The sequence below is a fragment of the Xanthomonas sp. NCPPB 1132 genome, from assembly GCF_056629235.1.
Genome location: NZ_CM152819.1, coordinates 3,591,676 through 3,616,888 on the forward strand (window position 1 = coordinate 3,591,676; position 25,213 = coordinate 3,616,888).

Below are 25,213 nucleotides of genomic sequence, written 5' to 3' on the forward strand. Positions count from 1 at the left end.
GCGCCGGCACTCATCCGCACCTGCCCTCGCGCTGCGCGCCCAGCACCGCACCGCGCAGCAGCCCGTTGCGATCGCGCCCTGCGCCGTAACGCGTCTTGCGTCGTCTACCGAGCCCTTGCACGTGTCGCCTGTGCCGTCCGATCGTGCGCCTGTTGCGACTAGCGACGATAGCGCACCGCCAGTTGGGCGGCCGCGGCGGCGCGATGCCGGCGCAGGGCCAGCCCGAGCGGGCTCATGGTGGCGACATCGGCGTCGCCCGACTGCTCTTCCAGGGCGCGCTGCACCCGTGGCGACAGCCCCCAGTCGGCGGAAATGGCCTTGGCGCAGTGCGCCGACCACGCCTCCAGCATTTCGGTCATCGCCGCCGGCGTGGGGGCTGCCTCGGCGTGGCGTGCATGGACATCGCGCAGCACCTGCACCACCGAGACCGCGCCCAGCCCGCACAACAGCGCCAGCAATTGCGCGGCGTTCGCATCCTCGCGGTCCGGGACCTGGGAGGCGGCATGCGCCGACAGCAGGGTGTGTTCCCACAGCACCGCCGCACAGCGGCCGAAGACGCTGCCGTCGTCGACGATCACCGGCTGCAGCAGCGCCGCCAGCACGATCTGGCGCAGGCCCTCCGTACCGAGCAGGGCCACCGCCCGCTCCAGGTTCTCGATCGGCTCGGGATGGCGGCGGTAGACGACGCTGTTGGCGATGCGTAGCAGATTGCCGGCCAGCGCCGGATCCTGACCGAGGATCGTGGCGATGGCATGGGCGCCGGCGGCCGGATCGTTGATCGCGCGGGTGAGCTGCGGTAGCAGATGCGGGCGGCGCGGCGTATAGCGCGGATGCGCGTCGATACGCGCCAGCACCGCGGCAGCATCAGCCATGACCGCCGGCGCGACCGCGGCCGATGCATTGACCGGTCGACCGGCGAACGCCAGTTCGCACAGCCGCGCCAGGATCGCGGCGTCCGGCACCGGCTCCAGGTCGAGCAGGGCCGGGTCGGCGAACGGGTCGATGCCCTGCTCCGCGGCGTCGACAGGCGCGACTGGCGCAGTGCGTGCAGACGCCGCCGGCGTGTCGGGCAGGCCGGCATCGTCGGCGCCGACGCGCGCCTGCGGCGCCTCGGCCGCATCGCCTTCGCCACGGCGCAACCACCACCAGAGCCCGGCTCCCAGCACCAGCACACCCGCACTGATGGCAATCCACATGATCGGCACGATCGTCGTCATCCGCAAAACATCGCCAGGTCCCCGCGCCCGGCCACCGGTGCGCGCCCATGCGGCGCGCCATGTCATTCAAGCACGCCGCGCGGGTTTCTGCGCAACGTCGGCGTCACGCGGCCGCCGACCTCCGTCAGGTGGCCATGGACAGCGCGCGATCGCACAAGCCGGTGGCAAGCAAGCGGCGTGCCGCAGCGCCCACCAGCGCGCCGTCCAGTTGCAACGCCGATGTCCACAGCGCACCGCGCAATGTGCGCGGCCGATCCGGGTCCAGGCCCAGGGACGCACGACGACTCGCCTCTCGGCGGCGGCGGGACCGGGCGCGCTCAGTGCGGCGCCGGCGCGGACACCGTGCGATGGCCGTAGCTGAGCACCCGGGTCAGCTTCCAGCCGTCCGGGTCCTGGCGCCACACCATCACGAACTTGGCGATGCCCTCGCAGCGGCCGCTGGCCAGTTCGCAGAAGCGGTGTTCGCCTTCCTCGATCGCCCCGAAGTCCTTGACCGGGTAGACCCGCAACGTGCCGGGAAGCAGTTCGCGGCGGACCTTGCCGCAGATCCATTTGCGCGTGTTGTCGACGACGCTCGCGCGATCCCGGGTGACGCCGCCGGTGTCGTGGTAGAACTCCACGTCCGGCACGAACATCGACTCGAACACGGCCATGTCGCAGCGGTTGTAGGCATCGAACAGGCGCTGATCCAGCGCCGCGACGGTGTCGAACAGCGGCCCCGCCGCGCCGTCATCGGCCGGCTCCGCCGCGCCGGCCACCGCCGTGCATGCGAACAGCCACAACGCTCCCCAGGCTTTCATCGGCAAGCTCCCCGTGTGTCGATACGCCACTATGGGCCTGTCGCGACAGCGGCCGCAACACGGCCGCATGCGGGCACGCGACCGCGTGCGCGACGCACGCCTGCCGCAGCGCGCGGCAGGCATGCTCGCCGACGACGGCAAAGGCGGCGCCTGCACCCGTGGGCGCTACATGTTGCGCCGATACTCGCCGCCCACCTCGTACAGCGCGTGGCTGATCTGGCCAAGGCTGTGGGTCTTGACCGCCTCCATCAGCGCCGCGAACACGTTGCGGCGCTCCCGCGCGGTGCGCTGCAGCGTGCCCATGCCGGCGCCGTCGGCGGCCAGCGCCAGCGCGTTGCGGCGCTGCTGCCAGTCGCGCACGTTGCCGATCTGCTGGTCCTTTTCCTGCTCGGTGGAACGGATCAGCTCGATCTCGGTCGCGGTCTCGCCGGCATGCTCCTTGGGCAGGAAGGTGTTGACCCCGACCAGCGGCAGGCTGCCGTCGTGCTTCTTGTGTTCGTAGTACAGGCTCTCTTCCTGGATCTTGCCGCGCTGGTACATGGTGTCCATCGCGCCGAGCACGCCGCCGCGCTCGCTGATCGCCTCGAACTCTTTGTACACCGCTTCCTCGACCAGATCGGTGAGCTGCTCGACGATGAAACTGCCCTGCCAGGGGTTCTCGCAGAAGTTCAGCCCCATTTCCTTGTTGATGATCATCTGGATCGCCACCGCACGGCGCACGCTTTCCTCGGTCGGCGTGGTGATCGCCTCGTCGTAGGCGTTGGTGTGCAGGCTGTTGCAGTTGTCGAACAGCGCGTACAGCGCCTGCAGCGTGGTGCGGATGTCGTTGAACTGGATCTCCTGCGCGTGCAGCGAACGACCCGAGGTCTGGATGTGGTACTTCATCATCTGGCTGCGCTCATTGCCGCCGTAGCGCTCGCGCATCGCCCGCGCCCAGATCCGCCGCGCCACCCGGCCGATCACCGTGTACTCCGGGTCCATGCCGTTGCTGAAGAAGAAGCTCAGGTTCGGCGCGAAATCGTCGATGTGCATGCCGCGCGCCAGGTAGTACTCGACGATGGTGAACCCGTTGCTGAGGGTGAAGGCGAGCTGGCTGATCGGGTTCGCGCCGGCCTCGGCGATGTGATAGCCGGAGATCGAGACCGAGTAGAAATTGCGCACCTTCTGCTCGACGAAATACTGCTGGATGTCGCCCATCATGCGCAGCGCGAACTCGGTACTGAAGATGCAGGTGTTCTGCGCCTGGTCTTCCTTGAGGATGTCGGCCTGCACCGTGCCGCGCACGCTGGACAGGGTTTGCGCCTTGATCTGCGCATAGGTCTGCGCATCCACCAGCTGATCGCCGCTGACCCCGAGCAGGGCCAGGCCGAGACCGTCGTTGCCCGGCGGCAGTTCGCCGTGATAACGCGGGCGTTCGCGGCCCTCGAACAGGCGCGCCAGGGTCTGCTCGGCCTGCGCCCAGCGCTGCGCGTCGGCCTTCAGATACTTCTCCACCTGCTGGTCGATGGCGGTGTTCATGAACATCGCCAGGATCATCGGCGCCGGGCCGTTGATGGTCATCGACACGCTGGTGGTCGGCGCGCACAGGTCGAAGCCGGAGTACAGCTTCTTCATGTCGTCCAGGGTCGGGATGTTGACCCCGGAGTTGCCGATCTTGCCGTAGATGTCCGGGCGCGGCGCCGGGTCCTCGCCGTACAGGGTGACGCTGTCGAAGGCGGTGGACAGGCGTGCGGCCGGCTGGCCGACGCTCAGGTAATGAAAGCGCCGGTTGGTGCGCTCGGGCGTGCCCTCGCCGGCGAACATGCGGATCGGGTCCTCGCCGGTGCGCCGGTACGGATACACGCCGCCGGTATACGGATAGCTGCCGGGCAGGTTCTCCTTGCCGAGGAAGGTCAGCAGTTCGCCCCAGCTCTTGTAGCGCGGCGCGGCGATCTTCGGAATGGACTGGTGGCTCAGCGACTCCCGGTAGTTCTCCACCCGGATCGACTTGCCGCGCACCGCGTATTCTGTGACCGGATCGGTGATCGACTTCAGCCGCTGCGGCCACTCGCGCAGCAGCTTCAGCGATTCGCTGGACAGCGACTGCAAGGCATCGTTGTAGCGCTGGCGCAGCAACAGCAGGGTCGCGTCCACGTCAACGTCGGACGCCTCGGCGGATGCACGCGACGCCGGCAGCAGATCCTGCGCCGCATACAGTTCCAGTTGCGCCGGCAACTGCGGATCCTGCAGTTCGTGCAGCGCCTGCCAGAACGCCTGCGCACGGTCGGCGGCCTCGGCCTGGCGCAGCACCGCGGCATTGAGCGCCCGGCCCTGCTCGGCGATCTCGGACAGGTAGCGCACGCGTGCCCCGGGGATCAGCACGGTGGCGCGCGGCTCCTTCAGCGTGGTGTCGAGCTGCGGGCGGAAATCGCAGTGTGCCGGCGGGCCAGCGGCGGCATCGGCCTGCGCGGTCAGCTTGTCGCGCAGCAGGCGGCACAGATTGACGAACATCCAGCTCACGCCGGGGTCGTTGAACTGGCTGGCGATGGTTGGGTACACCGGCACCGCCTCGTCCTCCAGCTGGAACGCCGCGCGATTGCGCCGCCACTGCTTGCGCACGTCGCGCAACGCGTCCTCGGCGCCGCGCCGGTCGTACTTGTTCAACACCACCAGTTCGGCGAAGTCGAGCATGTCGATCTTCTCCAGCTGGCTCGGCGCGCCGTAGTCGCTGGTCATCACGTACACCGGGAAATCCACCAGATCGACGATCTCCGAATCGCTCTGGCCGATACCGGCGGTCTCCACGATCACCAGGTCGTAGCCGATGCCCTTGAGCAGCGCGATGCAGTCCTTCAGCACGCGGTTGGTGGCGGCGTGCTGGCGCCGCGTGGCCATCGAGCGCATGTACACGCGCGGGCTGCGCAGCGCGTTCATGCGGATGCGGTCGCCGAGCAGCGCACCGCCGGTGCGGCGCCGGCTGGGGTCCACCGACACCACCGCGATGCGCATCTGCGGGAAGCTGGCCAGGAAGCGGTTGAGCAGTTCGTCGGTGACCGAGGACTTGCCGGCACCGCCGGTGCCGGTCAGGCCGAGCACGGGCGCGGTGCGCCGGCTGCGCGGCTCGGCCGCGGACGCCGTGCCGGACTGCCACTGCTTGCGCAACAGCGCCAGTTCCGCCTCCGAAAACGCCCCGTCCTCGATCGCCGACAGCATCCGGCCGATGCCGATCTCGTCGTCGATGTCCGGCAGCGGGGAGCCGGCCGGCGTCGCGCCACGCGCCTGCGCCGCGGTCTCGCGCCCGTGCCCGGCGCGCGCCACCACGTCCTCGATCATCTCCACCAGGCCCATCTTCATGCCGTCGTTGGGGTGGTAGATGCGCTCCACGCCGTAGGCCTGCAGTTCGGCGATCTCTTCCGGGGTGATGGTGCCGCCACCGCCGCCGAACACCCGCATATGCGCGGCGCCGCGCTCGCGCAGCATGTCCACCATGTACTTGAAGTACTCCACGTGGCCGCCCTGATAGGACGACAGCGCGATCGCGTCGGCATCCTCCTGCAGCGCCGCGCGCACCACGTCCTCGACGCTGCGGTTGTGGCCGAGATGGATCACCTCGGCGCCCTGCGCCTGGATCAGGCGGCGCATGATGTTGATCGCTGCATCGTGGCCGTCGAACAGGCTGGCGGCGGTGACGAAACGCAGGGGACTGGCGTCGGTCTGCGGCAACGGAACGCGGGACGCGGGAAGGCTCATCGTGCGGACATCGAAAAGAGAATGCCGCGATTCTAGGCGCGCAGCGCGACACGGGCAGGTTGCGCTGCAGCATCCGCACGCGGGCGGCAAACCGCGTACGCGACGTCGCGCCTGGCTATCCGCTGCATGAATACGCCCGCGGCCGCGCGTCAACACACATGCCGGTCGCGGCGTTTCCTCCCGCGTCGGCACCCCGCCGATGCCTTCGGAGACATCGCATGTTCGCTCGTCCCTTGTTGCTGGCCACCCTGCTCGGCGGCGCGCTCGCCGGCGGCATGGCCGCCGCGCCCGCGCAGGCGCGCGAAGTGGTGGAACTGTCGGTCCGCACCGCGCCACCGCCGCCGATCGTGGAACGGGTGGTGGTGCGGCCAGGTTACGTGTGGATGCCCGGCTACTGGCGGTGGAACGGCCACCGCCACGTCTGGGTCGCCGGCCGCTACGTGGTGGAACGGCCGGGCTACGTCTACGTCGGCCCGCGCTGGGAGCACTACGGCCCCGCCTATCGCTTCCACGCCGGCTATTGGGCACGTCACTAGTCCCAGTTCCCCCAAACGAGGCCCGCGATCGCCGTGCAGGCGGCGATCGCGGACGACGCCGCCGCGGCATGCAGGGCCGCGGCAAGGCGTCAACAACCACTGCCGCCCATGGCGCCAACGTGCGCCCCCTCCCACGGCACCGGCGTCGGTCACCGCGACCGCAGGACCGGCCCGGGCCACATCGCGCCGCCCGCCCCTGTGCGCCCCGCGCCAAAACCGCCCTCTCCCGCCACGCACGCACCCCTCGGCGAACGCGCGCACACCGCCGGTGGCGTCGCACAGCGCCGCGAGATGCCCGCACAGCCCGGCCACCACGCCATCGCACCGGCGCGCGGCAATTGCTTTAAAATGCCGCCATCGCGACGCTCAGGGCCTGTTCCGGAACCGTCGCGTTTTTGTTTTGCGCCACCCCCAGGCACGGTCCTGGACCATGGTGCCCGACACCTGCAACGCCAGCGGAGCCCCCATGCTTTTCGAAACGCTAGCCAACACCGGCCACGAACAGGTCGTCTTCTGCCACAACCGCGACGTGGGACTGCAGGCGATCATCGCCATCCACAACACCGTGCTCGGCCCCGCCCTGGGCGGCGTGCGCATGCGCCCCTACGCCAACACCGAGTCCGCCCTGCAGGACGCGCTGCGGCTCAGCCGCACCATGACCTACAAGAACGCGCTGGCCGGGCTCAACATCGGCGGCGGCAAGGCGGTGATCATCGGCGACCCGAAGAGCGACAAGTCCGAAGCGCTGTTCCGCGCCTTCGGCCGCTACGTCGATTCGCTGGGCGGCCGCTACATCACCGCCGAGGACGTCGGCACCGACGTCAACGACATGGAGCAGATCTACCTGGAGACCGAGTACGTCACCGGCGTGCACCAGGTGCATGGCGGCTCCGGCGACCCGGCCCCGTTCACCGCCTACGGCGCGCTGCAGGCGCTGATGGCCTCGCTGCAACGCAAGTTCGGCCACGAGGAGATCGGCAAGACCAGCATCGCCGTGCAGGGCCTGGGCCACATCGGCATGGAGTTGGTGAAGCTGCTCAAGGAACGCGGCGCCAAGCTGTACGTGACCGACCTGGATCCGGCGCTGGTCGCACGCGCGGTGGCCGAGTACGGCGCCGAGGCGGTGGACCCGGACGACATCTACGACGTTGCCGCCGACGTGCTGGCCCCGTGCGCGCTGGAGAGCGCGCTCGACGAGGCCAAGCTGCCGCGGCTCAAGGTCAAGATCGTCTGCGGTACCGCCAACAACCAGTTGGCCAATCCCGCGGTCGGCGAGGAACTGCACCGCCGCGGCATCCTCTACGCGCCGGACTACGCGGTCAACGCCGGCGGCGTGATGAACGTGTCGCTGGAGATCGACGGTTACAACCGCGAACGCGCGATGCGGCTGATCCGCAGCATGTACCACAACCTCGGCAAGATCTTCGACCTGTCCGAGCGCGAGAACATTCCGCCGCAACAGGCCGCCGACCGCATTGCCGAGGCGCGCATGCAGGCGATCGGCAAGCTCAAGCTGCCGCTGGGCCGCACCGCGCCGCGCTCGATGGGCCATCTGCGCGGCGAGTGACGCCGCGCACCGCCTGCACCGCAGGCGGACCGCAGATCGCAGGGCCGGGACGTCCCGGCCCTGCTTGACGGATCGACCCCGCACCGGCGCCGCACGCGCCGGGCCGGGTCCCCGGACTCAGAAGCCCAGGCGATAGCGCAGCGACACCGCGCGGTCGTCGCCACGCGGGCCGAAGCGCTGGTCGTAGCCCAGCCCCAGCAGCCCGCCGTTCCAGCGGGTCTGCAGGCTGGCGCCGAACAGGCCACCCGAACGCGCCGGCTGCAGGTCCACCAGCGGCGCCCAGGCGTTCACGCCGACGAAGCTGGCCTGCCGGTCCAGGCCCTGCGCGGCCAGCGTCTGCTGCCACTCGGCGTAGCCCTGCAGCGACCAGCCGCGCCCGCCGACGCCGCCACGCAGGCCGGCCAGCGCCTGGCTGCGCGAGGAACTGGCGGCACCGGCCATCAATCCGAAGCCATCGCCACCCTGTTCGCGGAAGCCATCGCTGTCGATGCGGCTGTAGTCGGCGCCGGCATACGGCGTCAGCCATGTCGGGCCGCGTCCGAGCCGATAGCCGACCTCGACGCTGGAAGACAGGAAGCGACCGGCATAGCGGCTGGACGCGTCGGCGACAGCGTCGCCGAGCAGCAGGCTGCGGTCGAGCTCGCGCTGGTACTGGCCGGTGCCCAGTTGCGCCAGCGCGTAGGCGTCGCCGGCCACCGCGCCAAGGTACGCCTGGCCCTGCACCTGGCGGTTGCGGCTGCGGTCCAGGCCGCCGGCGTCGTTGGCGCGGCTTTCGCCGAAGGCGAAGCCCGCCACCGCGTGTTCGCTCAGGCGCAGGTCCTGGCCCATCAGCCAGCCATCGAGCTGGAACGCGCTGCCGGCGAAGCTGCCCTGCCCGGTCTCGCCCAGGCGCTGGCTCCAGGCGCCGACCGCGCGCGGCTGGTCGACCAGCGTGTCGAAGCGGCTGGACAGCGCGCGCCGCTGCAGGTCCATGGTGTCGAAGGTCATCGCGGTGGCCGCGGCATGCGCCTCGCCGGACAGGCTGCGCAGCGTCGCCGACGCCGCTGCCACGCTGGGCGACTGCTGCACCGCGCCGGCCGCCTTGAGCAGGGCGCCGTCGACCGTGGCCGGAGCCTGGCTCAACTGCGTGTTGAGCTGCGCGAACGCCGCATCCACGCGCGTCGCCGAGGCCAGCGTGGCGGCGGTGATGTTGCCGAAGCTGGCCGCGGCAGCGGTGACGCTCAGCGACTGCACGGTGATCGAGGCGCTGGTGGCGTCGTAGGACAGCGACGAGGTCAGGAACACGTTCGACGGCGTGGTCACCGAGGCGAAGGTGCCGGTGAGCCCGCCATTGGCCTGCAGCACCGTGTACGCGGTGTTGTTGACCACGTAGTCGCGCTTGCCCAGCACGTACAGCGAACCGCCCTGCAGCACGGCGCTGCCGCCGACCGAGAGCTTGTCGCCGACCAGCAGGGCCAGGCGGCCGTTGCTGCTCTGCACGTAGTTGCCGCTCAGGCTCAGGGTGGCCGCGCCGACCTGGAAGGTGCCGGCATTGGCGACGCTGCCGCCGAGCGCGCCGGTGCCGATGAAGGTCGCGCCGTTGCTGATCGCCACGTTGGAACTGCCGAGGCTGGCCGCGCTGAGCGTGCCGCCCTGCACCTGGGTGTCGCCGCTGTAGGTGTTCTGCGTGCCGCTCAGGGTCAGCGTGCCGCTGCCCTGCTTGATCAGGCCGCCGCTGCCGGCGATATCGTTGGCCCAGGTCGAGCTGCCGGTGAACCCCACCGTCACGTCGCCCCAGTCGAATCGGCCCGGTCCCTGCACCGCCTTGCCGACGTTGAGCAGGCCGTAGCCGAAGGTCGCATCCACGCCCGGCGTGCCCAGGTCGGTGGCGGTGCCGAGCAGGGTCTGCCGGACCAGGTCGTTGGTGAAGTACGGGAAGGCCTGCCAGACCAGCGCCGCCGCACCGGACACCAGCGGCGCCGCGTACGAGGTGCCGCTGCCGTAGTAGTAGTCGGGGTTGCTGGTGGACGTGGTCGCCTTGGGATCGACGAACACCTCGGTGCCGGGCGCGACCAGGCAGTAGCGCATCGCCGCGCCGCAGGCGTTGGAATACGAGGCCAGCTGTGTGCCGGTGGTGGAATCGGTGGCCGCCACCACCAGCCAGCCGCGCTCCAGGTCCGCCGCAGGCAGCGTGCCATTGGGGCCGGCCTTGCTGGGCAGCGAGGCGATGTCCGAGGGCGTGGCCTTGGATTCGTTGCCGGCGGCGAACACCACCAGGCCGCCGTTGCCGAGCACGAACGGGCGGTACTCGTCGGCGATGGCGTTGGTCGAATTCAGGTCGGTCCAGTAGATGCCGCCCCAGGAGTTGTTCATCACCTTGACCCCGGCATTGATCAGGTCCTGGTGCACCTGGGTCAGGCCCAGGCCGCCACTGACCTGGTTGCCGCTGCCGCTGCCGTCGTCCTTGGGCGGCGTGTCGGAGATGATGCGCGCGGACACGATCTGCGCGCCCGGCGCGATGCCGCCCGGCCACTGCCCGACCGACTTGCCCGCCGCCAGCTGCGCCACGGTGGTGCCGTGGCCGTCGACATCGTCGACCTTGGTGTTGTTCTGGCTCGGATCGACGTAGATCAGGTTCGACACCACCCGTCCGGCCAGCGCCGGATGGTTGCGGTTGACGCCGGTATCGACCACGCCGATGCGGTAACCGCTGCCGTCGTAGCCGGCGTTGTGCGCGGCCAGCGTATTGGTCAGGGTCAGGTGCGCGTCGAACGCCGGCTGGGGCGGCGGCGGCGAAGTCGGGGGAGGCGACGTCGGCGGCGGCGGTGGGGGCGGCGGCGGCGAGGTCGGTGGCGGCGAGGTGGGCGGCGGGCTGCCGTGGACCAGATTGCCGCCACCGCCGCCGCCGCCACCGCACGAGGTCAGCGCAACCGCCACCGCGGCTGCCAGCAGCGACCGTGTCATCAATGCCCGCATGTCGTTCCCCTCTCCCTTGATCTGCCGCACCGTCCGGTGCCATTCCCATTCATCGGCCGTCGGCGACGGCGATCACCCACGCCAATCTACACCGAAACATCGCCCACGGGACGGCCGCCCCGGGTCCCTGCGATTTGGCAGAACCCGCGCCGCGGCAGATAATCGGAACACCACTTTCGTAAGGGTTTGCCATGACCGAGATCGTCATCGCCGCGGCCAAGCGCACCGCCATCGGCGCGTTCCTGGGCCAGTTCAACGGCGTGCCCACGCCGACGCTGGGCGCCGCGGCCATCCGCGCCGCGCTGGAGCAGTCCGGCATCCCCGCCGCCGACGTTTCCGAAGTCATCATGGGCTGTGTGCTGCCGGCCAACCTCGGCCAGGCTCCGGCGCGCCAGGCCGCGCGCGCGGCCGGCGTGCCCGACGCCACCGGCGCCACCACCATCAACAAGGTCTGCGGCTCGGGCATGAAGGCGGTGATGCTGGGCCACGACCTGATCAAGGCCGGCTCGGCCAGCATCGTCGTCGCCGGGGGCATGGAATCGATGAGCAACGCGCCGCACCTGCTGCCCAACTCGCGCACCGGCAACCGCTACGGCAACTTCCAGGCGGTCGACCACATGGCGTGGGACGGCCTGACCAATCCCGACGACGGCCAGGCGATGGGCGTGTTCGGCGAGGCCACCGCGGAGAAGTTCGGCTTCAGCCGCCAGGACCAGGACGCGTTCGCGATCGAATCGGTGACGCGCGCGCAGGCCGCACAGCGCGATGGCGCCTTCGCCGACGAGATCGTTGCGGTCGCCGTGGCCACCCGCAAGGGCGAGGTGCAGGTCGACAGCGACGAGCAGCCGGGCAAGTCCGACGTGACCAAGATCCCGGCGCTGAAGCCGGCGTTCAAGAAGGACGGCACGGTCACCGCGGCCAGTTCCTCGAGCATCTCCGACGGTGCCGCCGCACTGGTGCTGCTGGGCGCCGACGAGGCCGCACGCCGTGGCGTCGCGCCGCTGGCGCGGATCGTCGGCCACGCGACCTTTTCGCAGGCGCCGGAGTGGTTCACCACCGCACCGGTGGGCGCGATCCGCAAGCTGCTCGACCAGGTCGGCTGGAGCCTGGACCAGGTCGACCTGTTCGAAATCAACGAAGCCTTCGCCGTGGTGGCGATGGTGCCGATCAAGGAACTGGGCCTGGACCACGCCAAGGTCAACGTGCACGGCGGCGCCTGCGCGCTCGGCCATCCGATCGGCGCCTCCGGCGCGCGCCTGCTGGTGACATTGCTAAATGCGTTGCGCAGCCGTGGCGGCCGCCGCGGAATCGCGACGCTGTGCATCGGTGGCGGTGAAGCGACGGCCATCGCCATCGAATTGATTTGATTGGAATTAACCCCTGAAACACAAAAATGAATGCGCGTGCGCTTGACAGCCGACTTTGGCTTGTCATCATGTTGAGGGCGCGCATTCGCGCGTTGCCTAACTAAACGACGAGGATAGACACAATGAGCATCAACAAGCTGCTGATCGCAATGGCCCTGGGTCTGGCCCTGGCCGCGTGCTCGAAGCAGGAGCAGGCCCAGGACGCCGCGCAGTCGGCTAACGAAGCCGCCACCGACGCCCAGGCTGCTGCCGACCAGTCGGCTGCCGCCGGCGCCCAGACCGCCGACGCCGCTCAGGCCGCTGCCGACACCGCCGCGACCGCCGCCAACACCGCTGCCGACGCTTCGGCCGCTGCCGCCGCTGCCCCGACCGATGCCGCTGCCGACAAGGCTGCCGACACCGCCAAGGCTGCGGAAGACACCGCCGACAAGGCGAAGGACGCTGCTCAGGAAGCCAAGAAGTAATCACTTCTTGCTTTTTGCAGTCCTGAAAGAGCCGCTGGTCCGCCAGCGGCTTTTTCTTTGCCTGGTATTTGCCGAGGAACGCGGCAGCGGCGCCACCAGCGTGCCGGCACAGCGTGTCACGAAGGGCGGCGAGTGCAACGACGCACGCATGTTCGCCTCGCGCGAATGCCGCACCGTCTTCCGCCGCTGACGTCGCCTCGCGAACACGCGTCCCGCAGGATTTTCGGTGCCATTGCGTCGCCATCGCGTTGTGCGCGTGCGCGCTGTACGCATGACCCGCACCCACGCGCCGCACCGCCGGCTACGGCCACGCGACCTGCTGGACGCCAATGGCGAGCGACGTGGTCGATGGGCACTGCCGCCATGCGCCGCGCAAGGGCGGGCATGTACGCGCGAACGCCGGGCATCTGCATTGCACGCATCGTCGGCATACGACTGCTAGGGCGCGCATCGCCGTGGCTGACTCCGCACCCGCAGCACCTCCCCCACCAGCGGCAGCGCCTTCCTGAACACTGTCCAGCGCCACGGCCCCGCCTTGACGCAGGCTGCATGCGCGCCCGCCTAGGCTGCGCCGCGTCACCCACCCGTGGACGGAGAAGCCGCATGAACAAGACCCCGATCGTTGCCCTGCTGGGCGCCCTCGCACTGGCCGGCTGCCAGGGTCCCGAATCGCAGCAGGCGCAACGCGACGCCAAGGTCGCCGCCGAGCAGACCGGCGAGGCCGCCAAGGAGGCCGCGGGCCAGGTCGCGCAGGCCGGGCGCGAAGTGGCCGCCGACGCACGCGACGCCGCGCACCGCGCCGCCAACTCCGATGCGGTGCAGGATGCCTCGGCCGCGGCCAAGGAAATGGCGGCAGATGCCAGCGAGGCCACCGCCCAGGCCGCGCAGAAGGTTGCCGACAAGGCCCGCGAGAACGCCAACGAAGATCCGCACAACGGCGACCGCGAGCACCGCTGAGTCACCGCCGCCCCCGCCTGTGCGGGGGCGGCAGCTGCGGCGCGGCGCGTGCCGCGGCGCACCGGTAGAGGAGGTCTTTTTTTGTGACGCCGGTCCAAGGCGTTTGCGCCGTCACAGTAGACTTTTGCGATGCCGATCCTTCTTCGCGTGCGGGCCAGGACCCGCCTAGCCCTCCTGTTCTCCGCTGCGGTTTTCGTGCTGATCGGCTTCGGTGTCTTCTCAGGCGCGCAGCGCTCGATCTCCGATGCCGAACGCGTCGCCCACACCCATGAAGTCCTGCGCAACATCGACGAGGTGCAAGCCACCTTGCTGATGACCGAGTCCTCGCTGCGTGGCTACGAACTGACCAACAACCAAGCCTTCCTGACCCTCTATTACGACAGTGCCGAGCGCGTGCCACGGCAACTGGCGCAACTGCGCAAGCTGGTCTCCGACAATCCGGTCCAGATCGCCAATGTGCAGACGCTGGAGCGACTGATGAACACGCGCCTGACGCAGATGCGGCAGATGCTGGCGGTATACCAGCGCGACGGCCTGGAAGCCTTGCAGCGGGCGATGGCGCCGAGCGTGTATCAGAGTTCCAGCGCGATCCGCGATCAGGTGCAGCAGATGATCGACGTGGAGCAGCAATTGCTGCAGCGCCGCGACCTGTCCAACCAGCGCAGTTCGGACATGCTGCTGGCGCTGGCCCTGGCCGGCATTCCGTTCGGCCTGGGCAGCGTCGGCGTGGTCTACGCGCTGCTGTTCCGCGAACTGCGCAACCGCAGCAACGCCGAACAGGCCGCCTCGGTCGCCAACGAGAAAATGGAAGCCAGCATCACCGAGCTGGAGCGCACAAGTGCCGACCTCAACGCGCTCAGCCGCTATACCGGCCTGCTGCAGAGTTGCGTGGAGCCGGCCGAGGCACTGACCGTGACCGCACGCCTGCTCGCCGCACTGATGCCCGACACCGGCGGCAGCGTTTACCTGCTGCGCGCCTCGCGCGACCGCGCCGAGGAGATCGTCAGTTGGGGCGAGCCGCCGGTTGGCAGCGAGCCTGCTGTGGCGCCGCAGGACTGCTGGGCCTTGCGTCGCGACAAGAGCCATTTCGTGCACGCACAGGGCCACGATTCGGCCTGCGCGCATCTGCGCGAGGATCCCTACGCCGCCGGCGCCAGCACCGCCTGCATTCCGCTGTCCGCGCAGGGCACGCAATTGGGCTTCGTGTTCCTGGCCGGGCGCGGCACCGGTCCGCTGCCGCGCATCGCCATCGCCGAGGCCGCCGCCGAGCAGTTGTCGCTGGCGTTGAGCAACCTGCGGCTGCGCGAGTCGCTGCGCCTGCAGTCGATCCGCGACCCGCTCACCGGCCTGTTCAACCGGCGCTACCTGGAAGAATCGCTCAACCACGAACTGGCCCGCTGCGGACGCCGGCAGATGCCGCTGTCGCTGCTGATGCTGGACGTGGACCACTTCAAACAGTTCAACGACCTGCACGGCCACGGCGGCGGCGACGCCCTGCTGGCCGCGGTCGGGCAGATGCTGTCGACGCGGCTGCGCGGCGAGGACATCGCCTGCCGCTACGGCGGCGAGGAGTTCACGGTGATCCTGCCGGAGACCGGGCCGGAACAGGCGCAGGCCATCGCCGAACAGATCCGCAGCGCCGCCCAGCAATTGAGCGCAACCGTGGACGGCAAGGCGCTGCCGGCGGTGACCATGTCGATCGGCGTGGCCAGCTATGCGCGCGATGGCGTGGTCGCCACCACCCTGCTGCGCAAGGCCGATGCGGCGCTATACCGGGCCAAGCGCTGCGGCCGCAACCAGGTACAGGCCTACGACCCGGCGCTGGACGGCATGGGCTGAACCGGCGGCGGTCGCGGTCGGGCCGCCGTTTTGAAGAAAGCGTCACAAAACCGACGCGATAGAGCGGCGATAGTCGCGCTTCCCCCGACTGGAGACGACAGCCCATGTCCATCTGGAAAGACCAGGGTCCCGCGCGCAAGGATGGCCTGCCGCCCGTTCCCGGTAACGGCGCGTTGCCGCCGGAGCCGCGCCCGCCGGGCGATGCCGCCCAGGGCGAACCGCTCGCCGCGGTCGCGGCCGCCGCCCCTGCCGCCCGCGCCCCTGCGCCGGCACCCGCCGCGAAGGAATCGCTGATCGCCGCCGACATCAGCATCGAGGGCAAGATCGAGGGCACCGGGCACATCCGCATCGCCGGCAAGTTCAAGGGCGACGTCAACGTGCAGGGCGACCTCACCATCGAGACCGGCGCCAAGCTCAGCGGCGGCGTGCGCGCCGACAAGGTGGTCATCGCCGGCGAGCTGGAGGGCAACATCGAATCCGCCTCGCGGGTGGAACTGCTCGCCTCCGGCGCACTGATCGGCGACGTCAAAGCCGGCTCACTGACCGTGGCCGCCGGCTCGCGCATGCGCGGCCAGGCCGACTTCGGCTGGGACGACGACAAGCATGCCCGCAAGGGCGGCAAGCCCGCGGAGTCCGACGCCGGCGCATGAGCAGCCCGCGTCCCGGCAGTCCGGGGGCAACCCGGACCTGCCCGCACTGCAAGGCCACCATCCTCGAAAGCGCCAGCGTCTGCCCGGCGTGCAAGCACCATCTGCGCTTCGATTCGGCGGTGCTGCAGCAGTCGGCGCCGTCGGCGCTGGTGCCGCTGCGGGTGGAGGGCAGCATCCGCCACCCGGACGACGGCAGCGCGTGGGAATACACCGTGTTGGTCAGCATTCGCAACGGCCGCGGCGAGGAAATCAAGCGCCAACTGGTCGGCGTCGGCGCCATGCTCGACGGCGAGGAACGCAGCTTCACGCTGTCGGTGGAGGCGACGCCGGTGCGGGGTGGGAAGCGCGGGAGGCACTAGCGCCTGTGGCGCTGGGATTGGGGATTGGGGATTGGGGATTGGGGATTGGGGATTGGGGATTGGGGATTGGGGATTGGGGATTGGGGATTGGGGATTGGGGATTGGGGATTGGGGATTGGGGATTGGGGATTGGGGATTCGGGATTCGGGATTCGGGATTCGGGATTCGCAAGAGCCTAGCCCCTCTCCCGTCGGGAGAGGGGTTGGGGTGAGGGTACGGTCGCGCGACGCCGATGATCGCTGCACTTGCTGCCCGACTGCGCTGGCGGCCGTACCCTCATCCGCCCCTTCGGGGCACCTTCTCCCGAAGGGAGAAGGAGGTGCAGGCTAGCCCGCTTCCACCCGACGAAAGCGCGATGGGCCGCCGTGCTGCACGCCCGCGGCGCAGCGGCCTAGCCCCTCTCCCTTCGGGAGAGGGGTTGGGGTGAGGGTACGGCCACGCCACGCCGGTGATCGCTCCACTTGCTGCCGGACTGCGTTGGCTGTCGCACCCTCATCCGCCCCTTCGGGGCACCTTCTCCCGGAGGGAGAAGGAAGTGCCGGCTAGCCCGCTTCCACCCGACGAAAGCGCGATGGGCCGCCGTGTTCCACGCTCTCGGTGCAGCGGCCTAGCCCCTCTCCCTTCGGGAGAGGGGTTGGGGTGAGGGTACGGCCACGCCACGCCGGTGATCGCTGCACTTGCTGCCCGACTGCGCTGGCTGTCGCACCCTCATCCGCCGCTTCGGGGCACCTTCTCCCGGAGGGAGAAGGAAGTGCCGGCTAGCCCGCTTCCACCCGACGAAAGCGCGATGGGCCACCGTGTTCCACGCTCTCGGTGCAGCGGCCTAGCCGCTCTCCCATCGGGAGAGGGGTTGGGGTGAGGGTACGGCCACGCCACGCCGGTGATCGCTGCACTTGCTGCTCGACTGCGCGGGCTGCCGCACCCGCGTCCGCCCCTGCGGGGCACCTTCTCCCGAAGGGAGAAGGAAGTGCCGGCTAGCCCGCTTTCCACACGCCGAGGGCACGCTGGGCTGCCATGCCGCGCGCCTACGGCAACGCCCGCACCAGCAGTTCCTCGACCGGCACACCCGGCTCCAGCGTGCCGAACGCCAGGCCGTGCGCGCCGGCCAGGCGGCTGCGCACGAACGCAGTGGCAGCTGGGCTGGCGCTGCGCAGCAGGAGTGCGGCCTGCAAGGCCAGCGCGATACGTTCGGCCAGGCGCCTTGCGCCGTACTCGTCCACTTCGGCGTGGCAGGCCAGCGGCGCGCGCAGTGCGTCCAGCGCCGCGTCGTACGCGGGGTCGCTGCCGGCCGCCGTCTGCAGTTCCGCCAGCACCGCGGCGCCGGTGGCCGGCTCGCGCACCAGCGCACGCAGCACGTCCAGGCACTGGATGTTGCCGCTGCCCTCCCAGATCGAATTCAGCGGCGCCTGCCGGTACAGCCGCGGCAGGATCGACTCCTCCACGTAACCGGCGCCGCCCAGGCATTCCTGCGCCTCGTTGACGAAGGCCGGCGCGCGCCTGCACAGCCAGTACTTGCCCAGCGCGGTGGCGATGCGCGCGAACGCCGCCTCCGAGGCGTCGGTGTCGGCCGCGTCCACTGCGCGCGCCACGCGCAGCGCGAACGCGGTGGCGGCTTCCGATTCCAGGGCCAGATCGGCGAGCACGTTGCGCATCAGCGGCTGCTCGACCAATCGCTTGCCGAAGGCGACGCGATGCCGCGCATGGTGCAGCGCCTGCGCCAGCGCCATGCGCATCTGCGCGGCGGCGGCGAGCATGCAGTCGAGCCGGGTCAGCATCACCATGCCGATGATCCGCGCCACCCCGCGCCCTTCCTCGCCGACCCGCTGCGCCCAGGCCCCGGCGAACTCGACTTCGCTGGACGCGTTGGACCAGTCGCCCAGCTTGTCCTTCAGCCGCATCAGCCGCAGCGCGTTGAGCTGCCCATCGGGCAGGCGCCGCGGCAGCAGGAAGCAGGTCAGGCCGCCCGGCGCCTGCGCCAGCACCAGGAAGCCGTCGGACATCGGCGCGGAGAAGAACCACTTGTGCCCGACCAGGCTGTACGCGCCGGCGCCGTCCAGCGGCGTGGCGACGGTGGCGTTGCGGCGCACGTCCGATCCGCCCTGCTTCTCGGTCATGCCCATGCCCAGGGTGATGCCGGCCTTGTCGGCGATCGGCACATCGCGCGGGTCGTAGTGCGGCGCGGCGGCCTTGTCGGCCCATTCGCGCAAGGCCGGCTCCTGGCGCAGCACCGCGACCGCGGCGTGGGTCATGGTCAGCGGGCAACTGGTGCCGGCCTCGGCCTGGTGGTGCAGGTAGCTCAGCGCCGCGCGCGCCACATGCGCGCCCGGCTGCGGGGCGTGCCAGGACAGTCCGGCTACGCCATGCCGCTTGGCCGCATCCAGCAACTGGTGATAGGCCGGGTGGAACTCGACCGTGTCGATGCGGTGGCCGTAGCGATCGTGCGTGCGCAGCCGCGGTCGGTCGCGGTTGGCGTCGAAGCCGAGCCGATACAGCGCATCGCCGGCCAGCACGCCGTACTGCGCCAGCGTCGCGGCGAAGCCGTTTGCGCCCTCGCGTGCGCAGGCCTCACGCAGCACCGCATCGTCGGCCCACAGATCGCGCGGTTCGAACGGTGGCGGCTGGTTGTCGACCGTATGCGTGGCGAACGCCGGCAGGTCCGTGTGCATGCATCTCCCTCCCAGAAGCGCTGCACGCATTGTGGCCGATCCGTCGCGCGGCCGCGAACGCGCGTGGCGGATTCTCATCTCCTGCACACCGGCTTGGACACAGTGGCGCCCATGCCGAATGCCGCTTCCCAGGACCTGGTGGTGCTGCGCCCGGAAGGGCTGTACTGCCCCGCCGGCGACTTCCATATCGATCCCTGGCGGCCGGTGCCGCGCGCGGTCATCACCCACGGCCACGGCGACCACGCGCGCTCGGGCATGGGCGAATACCACTGCGCCGCCGCCGGCCTGCCGATCCTGCGCTGGCGCCTGGGCGAGCAGGCCTATCGCGCCTACGACTACGGCACCCGCTTCACGCTCGGCCGCGCGCAGGTGTCGCTGCATCCGGCCGGGCATGTGCTCGGCTCGGCGCAGGTACGCATCGAAGTGGATGGCGAGGTCTGGGTCGCCTCGGGCGACTACAAGCGCCAACCCGATCCGACCTGCGCGCCGTTCGAGGTGGTGCGCTGCGACACCTTCATCACCGAGGCCACCTTCGCCCTGCCGGTGTACCGCTGGCCGGACACCAGCGAGGTGGCGCGCGAGATCGTCGCCTGGCGCCGCGAGTGTGGCGCGCGCGGCGAAGCCGCGGTGCTGTTCTGCTACGCGCTGGGCAAGGCGCAGCGCGTGCTCGCCGAACTGCAGCCCTGGGACGACCAGCCGGCGCTGCTGCACGGCGCGGTGGCGGCCGGCGTGGCGGTGTACCGCGAGGCCGGCGTGGCGATGCTGGACACGCTGACGGTGTCCGAACTGGACAAGCGCGCCGACTACGCCGGGCAGCTGGTGCTGGCGCCGCCCTCGGCCGCCGGCAGCCCGTGGCTGCGCCGCTTCCGCCACGCGCAGCTCGGCTTCGCCTCGGGCTGGATGCGGCTGCGCGGCAATCGCCGCCGGCGCAACTACGACCGCGGCTTCGTGGTCTCCGACCATGCGGACTGGCCCGACCTGCTGCGCACCATCGACGAGACCGGCGCGCGGCGCGTGATTGCGACCCACGGCAACACCGACGCGATCATCCGCGCGCTCAACGAACGCGGCGTCGCCGCCGAGGCCTTCCGCACCGACTACGGTGGCGAGGAATGAAACGCTTCGCTGCGCTGTATCGGCAACTGGACCAGAGCACCGCGACGCTGGACAAGCGCGCCGCGCTGGTGGCGTACTTCGAGCAGGCGCCACCCGCCGACGCGGCCTGGGCGATCTGGCTGCTCAGCGGCGGCAAACTGCGGCGTATCGCCAACACCCGCGAACTGCGCGAGTGGATCGCACAGGAAAGCGGCCTGCCCGGCTGGCTGGTGGACGACAGCTACGACCACGTCGGCGATCTGGCGGAAACCCTGACCCTGCTGCTCGACGATCCGGCGGAAACCCCGGACCCGGCACCGCTGCGCGACTGGATCGAGGAGCGCCTGCTGCCGGTGGCCGCACAGGACGACGCCGCGCGCCGCGCCGCGGTGGTGGCGGGTTGGCGCAGCCTGGCCTTCGACGAACGACTGTTGTTCAACAAGCTGCTGACCGGCGCGTTGCGCGTGGGCGTGTCGCAGCGGCTGGTGCAGCAGGCGCTTGCGGCGATGTCGGGGATCGACATCGCGCGCATCGCCCAGCGCATGCTCGGCGCCTGGTCGCCGACGCCGCAGGCGCTGGAGCAACTGCTGTCCGACGAGGTGCTGGCCAGCGACCGCCAGCAGCCCTACCCGTTCTTCCTCGCCTCGCCGCTGGAAGCCGAGGCCGCCACGCTCGGCGCCCTCGACGACTGGCTGCTGGAATGGAAGTGGGACGGCATCCGCCTGCAACTGATCCGCCGCGACGGCGAGGTGGCGCTGTGGTCGCGTGGCGAGGAACGCCTGGACGGGCGCTTCCCGGAAATCGAAGCCGCCGCGGCGACGCTGCCGCGCGATGCGGTGATCGACGGCGAACTGCTGGCGTGGCGCGGGGGCGAGGATGCGCCGCTGCCGTTCACCGCCCTGCAGACCCGCATCCAGCGCCGCAAGCCCGGCGCCAAGACCCTGGCCGATACGCCGGCGCGCGTGCTCGCCTACGACCTGCTGGAACTGGACGGCCACGACATGCGCGAGCAGCCGCTGCAGCAGCGCCGCGCGCAGCTGCAGGCCTTGCTGGAAGCGCACGCCGATCCGCGCCTGACCCTGTCGCCGCAGGTGCAGGCGACGACGTGGGAGCAGGCGGCAACGCTGCGCGAGGATGCGCGCGTGCGCGGTGTGGAAGGGCTGATGCTCAAGCGTGCGACGTCGCCCTACCAGTCCGGCCGCCGTCGCGGCGATTGGTGGAAATGGAAGGTGGCGCCGCTGACCATCGACGCGGTGCTGCTGTATGCGCAGGCCGGCCACGGCCGGCGCAGCACGCTGTACACCGACTACACCTTCGGCCTGTGGGATGGCGAGCAACTGGTGCCGGTGGCCAAGGCGTACTCCGGCCTGGACGACAGCGAGATCCTGGCGCTGGACCGCTGGATCCGTGCACACACCACCGAGCGCTTCGGCCCGGTGCGTGCGGTGACGCCGTATCACGTGTTCGAGCTCGGCTTCGAGGCGGTGAATCGCAGCAGCCGGCACAAGTCCGGCATCGCCGTGCGCTTCCCGCGCATCCTGCGCTGGCGACACGACAAGCCGTTCGCCGAGGCCGACCGCTTGAGCACGCTGCAGGCGCTGGCGCGATGAGCGGATCGGCGGCGCGGCGGCGCCCGGCCGATGCGCCGCTGTACGCCTGGTTCGCGCAGCAGGGCTGGCAACCACTGCCGTTCCAGCGCGCGTTGTGGGGACATTACCTGGACGGCGGCTCGGGGCTGCTGCACACGCCCACCGGCAGCGGCAAGACCCTGGCCGCATTCGGCGGCCCGTTGTTGGAGGGCCTGCGTGCGCAGGCCGCGGCGCAGGCGGCCGCCGCCAAACAGAAGCCCGCCCGCGGCGACGGCGCCAGCGCGACTGCCAAGACCGCCTCGCCGCCGCGCACGCGCCGGCAGGCGCAGCGCGACCTCAAGGTGCTGTGGATCACGCCGTTGCGCGCGCTTGCCGCCGACACCGTGCGTGCGCTGCGCGAACCGGCGCAGGCGTTGGGCCTGGACTGGCAGATCGGCCTGCGCACCGGCGATGCCAGCGCGCGCGACAAGCGCCTGGCGCGCAGCGGCAAGCTCGACGTACTGGTGACCACGCCGGAATCGCTGGCGCTGCTGCTGTCCTATCCCGATACCGCACCGCAACTGGCGACGCTGCGCTGCGTGATTGTCGACGAGTGGCACGAACTGCTCGGCAACAAGCGCGGCGTGCTGCTGCAGCTGTGCCTGGCGCGGCTGCGCGGCTGGGCGCCGGCGCTGCGCACCTGGGGCCTGTCGGCCACGCTCGGCAACCTCGACGAGGCGCGCGACGTGCTGCTGCCGCACCTGCCGCAGGCGCCGATCGTGGCCGGGGTCAAGCCGCGCACACTGACCCTGGAGACGCTGGCGCCGGCGGTCGGCGAACGCTTTCCCTGGGCCGGCCACCTGGGCCTGGCGCAGTTGCCGCGGGTGCTCGAAAAGCTTTTCGCGGTGCGCACCAGCCTGTTGTTCACCAACACCCGCGCGCAGGCCGAGCTGTGGCACCAGGCGCTGACCTCGGTGTGGCCGGAAGAGGCGCATACGCTGGCGCTGCACCACGGCTCGCTGGATCCCGCCCTGCGCAGTGCCGCCGAGCAGGGCCTGCGCGACGGCAGCCTGCGCTGCGTGGTGGCAACCTCGAGCCTGGACCTGGGCGTGGACTTCCCCGCGGTCGACCAGGTGCTGCAGGTCGGCAGCCCCAAGGGCGTGGCGCGGCTGCTGCAGCGCGCCGGCCGCGCCAAGCACCGCCCCGGCGAGGCCGGCCACGTGCTGTGCGTGCCCTCGCACGCGCTGGAACTGGTCGAATACGCCGCGGCGCGCCGCGCCATCGCCCATGGCCGCATCGAATCGCGGCCGTCGCCACGGCTGTCGCTGGACGTGCTGGCGCAGCACTGCATCACCTGCGCGCTGGGCGGCGGCTTCGATGCAGATGCGCTGTATGCCGAAGTGCGCGGCACCGCCGCCTTCGCCACGCTGGACGCACCGACCTGGCAGGCCGTGCTGGAGTTCGTCGTGCAGGGCGGGCGCGCGCTGGCGCAGTATCCGGACTACCGCAAGGTGGTGCTGGACGCCGACGGCCGGTACCGCGTGCACGACCGTCGCATCGCCCTGCGCCATCGCCTGTCGATCGGCACCATCACCAGCGACGGCAGCGTCGCGGTGCGCTTCCTGCGCGGCGGCCGGCTCGGCGCGGTGGAGGAGCAGTTCGTCGGCCGCCTGCGCCGCGGCGACCGCTTCCAGTTCGCCGGGCGCCTGCTGGAACTGGTGCGACTGGAGGACATGACCGCCTACGTGCGCCTGGCCAAGGGCGGCGACGGCAGTGTGCCCAAATGGATGGGCGGGCGCATGCCGCTGTCTTCGGAACTGGGCCGCGAGGTGGAGGCGGTGTTCGCCGATCCGCGCGGCGAGGCCGAACTGCGCACGCTGGCGCCGCTGCTCGGCCTGCAGCGCGCGCTGTCGGACCTGCCCGCGCCGCAGCGGCTGCTGGCCGAGCGCGTGCGCGCCCGCGACGGCCAGCACCTGTTCGTGTATCCGTTCGCCGGCCGCCAGGTGCACGAAGGCCTGGCCGCGTTGCTGGCGCTGCGCTGGGGCCGACGGCAGCGCAATACCTTCAGCTTCGCCGCCAACGACTATGGCTTCGTGCTGTCGCCGGCGGAGGACGCGCCGATCGACGCGGCACTGCTGCGCGAACTGCTGAGTCCGGCGCAGTTGTTCGAGGATCTGCGCGAGAGCCTCAACCTGGGCGAACTGGCGCGCCGCCAGTTCCGCGAGATCGCCCGCGTCGCCGGCCTGCTGCCGCCGAGCCTGCCCGGCCGCCTGCCGCGCAGCCTGCGCCAATTGCAGGCCTCCAGCGGCCTGCTGTACGACGTGCTGAGCCGCTTCGATGCCGAGCACCTGCTATTGGCGCAGGCCGAGCGCGAGGTGTTGCAGGGCCAGATGGAACTGACCCGGCTGGCCGCCACCCTGGACGATTGCGCCGCGCGCGAGCTGGCGCTGCACAGTCCGCGCAGCCTCACCCCGCTGGCGTTCCCGCTGTGGGCCGAAAGTATCCGCGGCCAGCTCAGCACCGAGGACTGGAAGGCGCGGGTGATGCGCGCGGCGGCGCAACTGGAGCAACGCCATGCGCGCTGAACTGGACTGGCTGCTGGCCGGCGAACCGATGCGCCTGCTAGGCGACCGCGCGCTGTACTGGCCGGCGCGGCGGCGGCTGCTGATCGCCGACCTGCACCTGGGCAAGGCCGACCTCTTCCGCCGCGCCGGCATCGGCCTGCCGCGCGGCGGCACCGCGCTCGACCTGGCGCGGCTGTCGGCCCTGCTGCAGGCACAGGATGCGGCGGAACTGTGGATCCTCGGCGACGTGCTGCACGGCGCCGCGCCCGATGCCGACTGGCAACGACAATGGCATGCGTGGCGCGCACAGCATCCGCAGCTGCGCGTGGCGGCGATCGCCGGCAACCACGACCGTGCCCTGGCCGGCGCCGGGCTCGACATCGCCCTGCTCGGCGCGCAGGTGGAGGACGGTCCGTTCGTGCTGCGCCACGATCCGGTGACGGATGCGCAGCGCCATGTGCTGTGCGGACACTTGCACCCGCTGGCCAAACTGCCCGGCCTGCGCCCGCGCTGGCCGGCGTTCTGGCTGCGCGATGGCATGACCGTGCTGCCGGCGTTCTCGCACTTCACCGCCGGCGTCGCCCCGGTGCTGGCGCCGGGCGAGCGCCTGGTCGCCTGCGTCGAAGGTGCGGCCTTCGCCCTTCCAGTGGCGACGGCGTAGATCGGGCGCGGTGGCAACTGGTCGTGACTGCAACCGACCTGGCCGGTGCGCTGCCGTGCTGTGGGAGGGACTTCAGTCCCGACGCGTCCAACTCAAAGGCGTCGGGGCTGAAGCCCCTCCCACAGTGCAATCGCAAACATCGCGCGAGTGTTGGTAACCACGCTTAGGTATCGCGCCGGGCAGCCCATGGCCGTGATCAAAGCAACAAATGCACTGCCC

The 25,213-nt window shown here is 70.6% G+C and carries 18 protein-coding genes; 13 read left to right on the forward strand and 5 right to left on the reverse strand.

From position 1 onward, the window contains the following. Positions 1 to 158: 158 nt before the first annotated feature. The 3 genes from AC1G9L_RS15340 to AC1G9L_RS15350 all read right to left on the reverse strand — a co-directional run bounded on the left by AC1G9L_RS15340 (position 159) and on the right by AC1G9L_RS15350 (position 5,746). Positions 159 to 1,217 carry an HDOD domain-containing protein gene (locus AC1G9L_RS15340; protein WP_481069430.1) on the reverse strand — a complete coding sequence of 353 codons (1,059 nt, stop codon included), beginning with the start codon at positions 1,215 to 1,217 and terminating at the stop codon, positions 159 to 161. Between the two features lie 317 nt (positions 1,218 to 1,534). Continuing rightward, positions 1,535 to 2,017: a nuclear transport factor 2 family protein gene (locus AC1G9L_RS15345; protein ID WP_481069431.1), complete on the reverse strand. Its 483-nt coding sequence runs from the start codon at positions 2,015 to 2,017 to the stop codon at positions 1,535 to 1,537. A gap of 165 nt (positions 2,018 to 2,182) precedes the next feature. After that, on the reverse strand, positions 2,183 to 5,746 hold the full coding sequence (locus AC1G9L_RS15350; protein WP_481069432.1) for a methylmalonyl-CoA mutase family protein: 3,564 nt from the start codon (positions 5,744 to 5,746) through the stop codon (positions 2,183 to 2,185). Positions 5,747 to 5,964: 218 nt separating this feature from the next. Here AC1G9L_RS15350 and AC1G9L_RS15355 point away from each other — a divergent pair, with 218 nt between their 5' ends. Further along, the gene (locus AC1G9L_RS15355; RefSeq protein WP_041500459.1) at positions 5,965 to 6,282 is read left to right on the forward strand and encodes a YXWGXW repeat-containing protein; all 318 of its coding nucleotides are present in this window, start codon (positions 5,965 to 5,967) and stop codon (positions 6,280 to 6,282) included. Between the two features lie 466 nt (positions 6,283 to 6,748). Continuing rightward, positions 6,749 to 7,849: a Glu/Leu/Phe/Val dehydrogenase dimerization domain-containing protein gene (locus tag AC1G9L_RS15360; RefSeq protein ID WP_010342303.1), complete on the forward strand. Its 1,101-nt coding sequence runs from the start codon at positions 6,749 to 6,751 to the stop codon at positions 7,847 to 7,849. 117 nt (positions 7,850 to 7,966) lie between these two features. Here AC1G9L_RS15360 and AC1G9L_RS15365 read toward each other — a convergent pair whose 3' ends face one another. Continuing rightward, complete coding sequence (locus tag AC1G9L_RS15365) at positions 7,967 to 10,792, reverse strand: S8 family serine peptidase (RefSeq protein WP_481069433.1); 2,826 nt, start codon at positions 10,790 to 10,792, stop codon at positions 7,967 to 7,969. A gap of 203 nt (positions 10,793 to 10,995) precedes the next feature. On the opposite strand from AC1G9L_RS15365, the gene AC1G9L_RS15370 reads away from it, so the two are divergent. From AC1G9L_RS15370 to AC1G9L_RS15400, 7 genes are all read left to right on the forward strand, one after another. Then, complete coding sequence (locus tag AC1G9L_RS15370; protein WP_019801371.1) at positions 10,996 to 12,171, forward strand: acetyl-CoA C-acyltransferase; 1,176 nt, start codon at positions 10,996 to 10,998, stop codon at positions 12,169 to 12,171. A 122-nt stretch (positions 12,172 to 12,293) separates the two neighbouring features. Further along, on the forward strand, positions 12,294 to 12,635 hold the full coding sequence (locus AC1G9L_RS15375; RefSeq protein WP_010342298.1) for a hypothetical protein: 342 nt from the start codon (positions 12,294 to 12,296) through the stop codon (positions 12,633 to 12,635). A 7-nt stretch (positions 12,636 to 12,642) separates the two neighbouring features. Next, positions 12,643 to 12,825, forward strand: a complete 183-nt coding sequence (locus AC1G9L_RS15380; protein ID WP_481069434.1) for a hypothetical protein — start codon at positions 12,643 to 12,645, stop codon at positions 12,823 to 12,825. 413 nt (positions 12,826 to 13,238) lie between these two features. Next, positions 13,239 to 13,592 carry a hypothetical protein gene (locus AC1G9L_RS15385; RefSeq protein ID WP_010342297.1) on the forward strand — a complete coding sequence of 118 codons (354 nt, stop codon included), beginning with the start codon at positions 13,239 to 13,241 and terminating at the stop codon, positions 13,590 to 13,592. A gap of 129 nt (positions 13,593 to 13,721) precedes the next feature. Further along, on the forward strand, positions 13,722 to 15,431 hold the full coding sequence (locus AC1G9L_RS15390; protein WP_481069435.1) for a sensor domain-containing diguanylate cyclase: 1,710 nt from the start codon (positions 13,722 to 13,724) through the stop codon (positions 15,429 to 15,431). Between the two features lie 104 nt (positions 15,432 to 15,535). Further along, the gene (locus AC1G9L_RS15395) at positions 15,536 to 16,081 is read left to right on the forward strand and encodes a bactofilin family protein (RefSeq protein ID WP_010342295.1); all 546 of its coding nucleotides are present in this window, start codon (positions 15,536 to 15,538) and stop codon (positions 16,079 to 16,081) included. Continuing rightward, positions 16,078 to 16,440 carry a hypothetical protein gene (locus AC1G9L_RS15400; protein WP_010342294.1) on the forward strand — a complete coding sequence of 121 codons (363 nt, stop codon included), beginning with the start codon at positions 16,078 to 16,080 and terminating at the stop codon, positions 16,438 to 16,440. Before AC1G9L_RS15395 ends, AC1G9L_RS15400 begins: the two co-directional genes overlap by 4 nt. A gap of 1,025 nt (positions 16,441 to 17,465) precedes the next feature. Here the strand turns inward: AC1G9L_RS15400 and AC1G9L_RS15405 are convergent. Beyond that, on the reverse strand, positions 17,466 to 19,121 hold the full coding sequence (locus AC1G9L_RS15405) for an acyl-CoA dehydrogenase family protein (RefSeq protein WP_481071153.1): 1,656 nt from the start codon (positions 19,119 to 19,121) through the stop codon (positions 17,466 to 17,468). 96 nt (positions 19,122 to 19,217) lie between these two features. Between AC1G9L_RS15405 and AC1G9L_RS15410 the strand changes: the two genes are divergently transcribed. The 4 genes from AC1G9L_RS15410 to pdeM are packed head-to-tail and all read left to right on the forward strand — an operon-like array spanning position 19,218 to position 24,994. Then, positions 19,218 to 20,222, forward strand: a complete 1,005-nt coding sequence (locus tag AC1G9L_RS15410) for a ligase-associated DNA damage response exonuclease (RefSeq protein ID WP_481069436.1) — start codon at positions 19,218 to 19,220, stop codon at positions 20,220 to 20,222. Further along, positions 20,219 to 21,811: an ATP-dependent DNA ligase gene (locus AC1G9L_RS15415; protein WP_019801065.1), complete on the forward strand. Its 1,593-nt coding sequence runs from the start codon at positions 20,219 to 20,221 to the stop codon at positions 21,809 to 21,811. The genes AC1G9L_RS15410 and AC1G9L_RS15415 overlap by 4 nt, the downstream gene beginning before the upstream one ends. Beyond that, complete coding sequence (locus AC1G9L_RS15420) at positions 21,808 to 24,354, forward strand: ligase-associated DNA damage response DEXH box helicase (RefSeq protein ID WP_481069437.1); 2,547 nt, start codon at positions 21,808 to 21,810, stop codon at positions 24,352 to 24,354. Before AC1G9L_RS15415 ends, AC1G9L_RS15420 begins: the two co-directional genes overlap by 4 nt. Beyond that, entirely contained in the window at positions 24,344 to 24,994 is a 651-nt protein-coding gene (gene pdeM, locus AC1G9L_RS15425) for a ligase-associated DNA damage response endonuclease PdeM (RefSeq protein WP_481069438.1), read from the forward strand. The genes AC1G9L_RS15420 and pdeM overlap by 11 nt, the downstream gene beginning before the upstream one ends. Positions 24,995 to 25,213: the final 219 nt, after the last annotated feature.